The organism is Pedobacter glucosidilyticus (genome assembly GCF_002483235.1).
GTDB lineage: Bacteria > Bacteroidota > Bacteroidia > Sphingobacteriales > Sphingobacteriaceae > Pseudopedobacter > Pseudopedobacter glucosidilyticum_B.
In genome coordinates, this window is sequence record NZ_DLHN01000003.1 from 1 (window position 1) to 4217 (window position 4217).

Below are 4217 nucleotides of genomic sequence, written 5' to 3' on the forward strand. Positions count from 1 at the left end.
TCCTTTACGGGATTCTACAATACGATTTACAATTCTATCTAAGAAATACCTATCGTGAGATACAATCACAATAGCCCCTTCAAAACCATTTAAATAAGTCTCTAACCATTTGATAGAAGGTAAATCCATGTGGTTAGTAGGCTCATCTAATAGCAAAATATCAGGATTTTGAAGAAGTATTTTTGCCAGCATTACACGCATACGCCAACCTCCAGAGAAGGTATTAAGTGGCCTATGCTGATCTTCTGTACTGAAACCTAAACCAGCTAAAATCTCATTGGCTCTGTACTCGATATTATAACCGTCTAAAGCTTCAAATTCTTGTTGTTTATCACTTAATTTATTGATGAGCTCATCAGAATAATCAGTCTCAATTTTTTTAAGTAACACTTCTATTTCATCATGCAGCTGGTTTTGGCGCTCAAAAGCTTCCATAGCTACATGCAAAATGGTATGATGAGAATCGTAAGAAAGTAAATCTTGATTAAGGTAACCTATTTTAATGTCTTTAGACATAGAAACGGTACCTTCAGAAGGAGAGTACTCGCCAACGATAATCTTTAAAAGTGTAGATTTTCCGGTTCCATTAGCACCAATTAAACCTATTTTTTCTCCTGGTTTGATATGCCAGTTAGCTTCTTCATATAAAGCTCTTGAACCTATACGGAAAGTTAAATTATTTATCGCAATCATTTGGGCGCAAAGGTACGCATTTTTAGATAGCTTTTATTGCAGATTTCTGTTACACTAAGACTCGTAAAATTCTATCGGTAATCCATCAGGATCAGCAATAAATGTGAATCTTTTACCTGTAAACTCATCTATTCTAATATCCTCTACCTTAATATTTTGATGTTCTAAAGTTAACTTAACGCTATCTAAATTATCAACAACGAAAGCCAAATGTCTTAGTCCACAAGCTTCTGGGAATGATGGCCGAGTAGGAGGCGTGGGAAAAGAAAATAATTCTATACAATAATCATCGCATAAGGCTAGGTCTAATTTATAAGAATCTCTAGCCTCGCGGTATACTTCTCTTATAATTTGAAGTCCTAATATTTGAGTGTAAAAATGCTTTGAGACAGCATAATCACTACAAATAATGGCAATATGATGTATCTTTTTAAGTGCTAACATCATCGAACTTTAATTATCTCTCAACATCAGCATATCTGCAAACTCTCTTAAAACAGATTTCCTTTCTTCATCAACAGCTATTTTATTTAAAGAGGCTAAACCTTTCGCGGCATAGCTCTCCATTTCTTTTTTAGCAATTTCTTGAATGTTTAGGCTATTATAAATAGCAGTAACAGCCGCTACTTTCTCTTGAGCATCAAAGTTTGTTTTACTTAGCCAGTTTTGGAGTTCTACTTTTTGTTCTCCCTGTGCTAATTCTAAAGCTCTAATTAAAAGGAAGGTTTTTTTATTAGAAATGATATCACCACCCACTTGTTTTCCAAATTTCTCTGGATCACCATAAACATCTAAAATATCATCTTGAAGTTGGAAAGCGATACCTAATTTCTCGCCAAAATCATATAAAAGTTGTGCATCATTTTCTACCGCTTCGCCAATTAAAGCACCTATTTTTAATGCTCCACCCAATAAAACAGCTGTTTTTAATCTTATCATATTGATGTATTCATCAACTTTTACTTCCTGATAATTTTCAAAGTTCATGTCAATCTGTTGTCCTTCGCAAACACCAACAGCGGTATCGTTAAATATTTTTAAAATATCTGGAAGGATAGCCGATTTAACCTGCATGATGAGTTTATAAGCTTCAACAAGCATGACATCTCCAGAAAGGATAGCTACAGCTTCATTCCATTTGGCATGAACTGTTGGGTTTCCTCTCCTTAAAGGGGCTTTATCCATAATATCATCATGCATAAGTGTGAAATTATGGAAAACCTCTATCGCCAAAGCAGGCTTAATAGCCTTTTCTACATCGCCTTTAAATAAATCTGTTGCCATGAGCAATAGGGCAGGTCTTAACCTTTTACCACCCAAATTCATGAGATAACTAATAGGCTCATACAGTTCTGATGGATTTACCGGATATTTTTGCTGAGCTATAGCGCTGGTGATTAACTGTTGAAGATTAGAAATGCTGTACATTTAACTGTAAAGGATAATGGGATTAGGAAATTAACGTAAAATCTATTTGTCTCTTGCTTAAATCTACTCTTTTCACCCTGATATTCACTTCATCACCCAGCTGATAGATTTTCTTTTTTCTTTGTCCAATAATACAATAATTTTTCTCGTCTAAGGTATAGAAATCATCAGAAATATCTCTCAGCCTAATCATTCCCTCACATTTATTTTCTTCAATTTCTACATACATACCCCATTCTGTAACGCCAGAAACAATACCTAAATAGGTTTGTCCGATATTATCTTGTAAAAACTCTGCTTGTTTGTATTTAATAGATGCTCTTTCTGCATCAGCAGCCTTTTTCTCCATTTGGGAAGCATGCTGACAAAGTTTTTCGTAATGCTCTGCACTTGCATTTGCACCGCCATCTAAATAATGTTGTAATAATCGGTGCGACATTACATCGGGGTAACGACGAATAGGAGAGGTGAAATGTGTGTAAAAATCAAAAGCTAAACCATAATGACTGCTACTTTTGGTGGTATAAATAGCTTTCGCCATAGAACGGATGGCTAATTGTGTTAATACGTTTTGTTCTTTTTTACCTTCAATATCAGCCATTAATTTATTTAAAGATCTGGCTGTATCTCGATCTGATTTGGTAGAGATTTTATGTCCGAACTTTAAAGCAAACTGAGAGAAATTGGCTAAGCTTTCGGGCTTTGGCGAATCGTGAGCCCTATAAACGAAGGTTAATTTGTTTTTACCTTTGCCTTTTTTAGCGATAAATTCGGCAACTCTTCTGTTGGCCAGCAACATAAAATCTTCGATAAGTTTATGCGCATCTTTACGCTCTTTGATGTAAACGCCAGTAGGCTTTCCTTTTTCATCAAGTTTAAATTTAACCTCGGTAGATTCAAAGCTGATAGCACCATGTTTAAACTTACGGTCTCTAAGTTTATAGGCTAAATCATTTAAAATCAGTATTTCATCAACAAAATCACCTGCCTTTTGCTCGATAATTTCTTGCACTTCTTCATAAGCGAAACGTCTGTCTGAGTATATAACTGTTCTGCCAAACCATTCGTTCTGGATATTTGCTTCTGCGTCTAGCTCAAAAACAGCAGAAAAACACAGCTTTTCTTCTTTGGGTCTCAAAGAGCATAAACCATTAGATAAGCGTTCTGGCAACATCGGGATAACCCTATCTACTAAGTAAACCGAAGTTCCTCTATCAAAAGCTTCTTTATCTAATTCTGTTTCTGGTATAACGTAATGAGAAACATCGGCAATATGCACACCTACTTCATAATTTCCATTTGCTAATTTTTGAAAGGAAATAGCATCATCAAAATCTTTAGCATCAAAAGGGTCGATGGTAAAGGTGGTGATTTTTCTAAAATCTCTTCTTTTTGCAATTTCTACTTCAGAGATTTGGTCTAATATTGCATTAGCCTCTTTCTCTACTACTTCCGGAAAAGCTAATGGGAAACCGTATTCTGCTAAGATGGCATTCATCTCTGTATCATTCTCGCCTTGTTTACCTAAAATGCTTTTGATGATACCAACCGGATTTTTAGCACCATCAGGCCAATCTACGATTCTTGCTAATGCTTTTACACCATTTCTAGCGCCATTTAAATCCTCTAAAGGAATAAAAATATCATGCAGCATTTTTCTATCATCAGGAATAAAAAATGCAAAATGTTGAGATACTTTTACCAAGCCTGTAAATTCTAATTTAGCTCTAGTGATGATTTCTACCACTTCGCCTTCCATACGCTTACCTTTTTTGCTGGCATAGACATATAATTTTACAATATCGCCATGTAAAGCGGTTCTTAGCTTACGTGGAGCTATGTAAATATCGTTTTCAAACGTATCATCAGGAATTAAAAAAGCCGAGCCATCATTAGCCATATCAATTTTTCCTGTTACAAAAGTTTCTATCTCATGTAATTGATATTTGCCTTTCTCTTTTTCTATAAACAAACCTTCTTTGGTTACATCTTTAAGAACGTCGTATATCGTTTTTTTTGATTCTGGGTCGCTGATATTTAGTTTAGCCGCTACTTGTTTATAGTTGAGTGGTTTATTACCGTTTTTTTCAAAAATA

General features: G+C 35.0%; 4 protein-coding genes. All 4 read right to left on the minus strand.

The window, feature by feature from the left end; all coding sequences use genetic code 11:
* The coding region (locus B2745_RS00620; protein ID WP_304062302.1) for an ABC-F family ATP-binding cassette domain-containing protein at positions 1-693 on the minus strand (693 nt) is incomplete at its 3' end.
* 54 nt (positions 694-747) lie between these two features.
* Positions 748-1140: a VOC family protein gene (locus B2745_RS00625; protein WP_414691913.1), complete on the minus strand. Its 393-nt coding sequence runs from the start codon at positions 1138-1140 to the stop codon at positions 748-750.
* 6 nt (positions 1141-1146) lie between these two features.
* The gene (locus tag B2745_RS00630; RefSeq protein WP_304062304.1) at positions 1147-2121 is read right to left on the minus strand and encodes a polyprenyl synthetase family protein; all 975 of its coding nucleotides are present in this window, start codon (positions 2119-2121) and stop codon (positions 1147-1149) included.
* A gap of 22 nt (positions 2122-2143) precedes the next feature.
* Positions 2144-4216, minus strand: a complete 2073-nt coding sequence (gene rnr, locus B2745_RS00635) for a ribonuclease R (RefSeq protein ID WP_304062305.1) — start codon at positions 4214-4216, stop codon at positions 2144-2146.
* Position 4217: the final 1 nt, after the last annotated feature.

Excerpts from the sequence above, each read along its gene's own strand:
- B2745_RS00625 (WP_414691913.1), bottom strand. The coding sequence starts at position 1,140 with ATGATGTTAGCACTTAAAAAGATACATCATATTGCCATTATTTGTAGT.
- B2745_RS00630 (WP_304062304.1), bottom strand. The coding sequence starts at position 2,121 with ATGTACAGCATTTCTAATCTTCAACAGTTAATCACCAGCGCTATAGCT.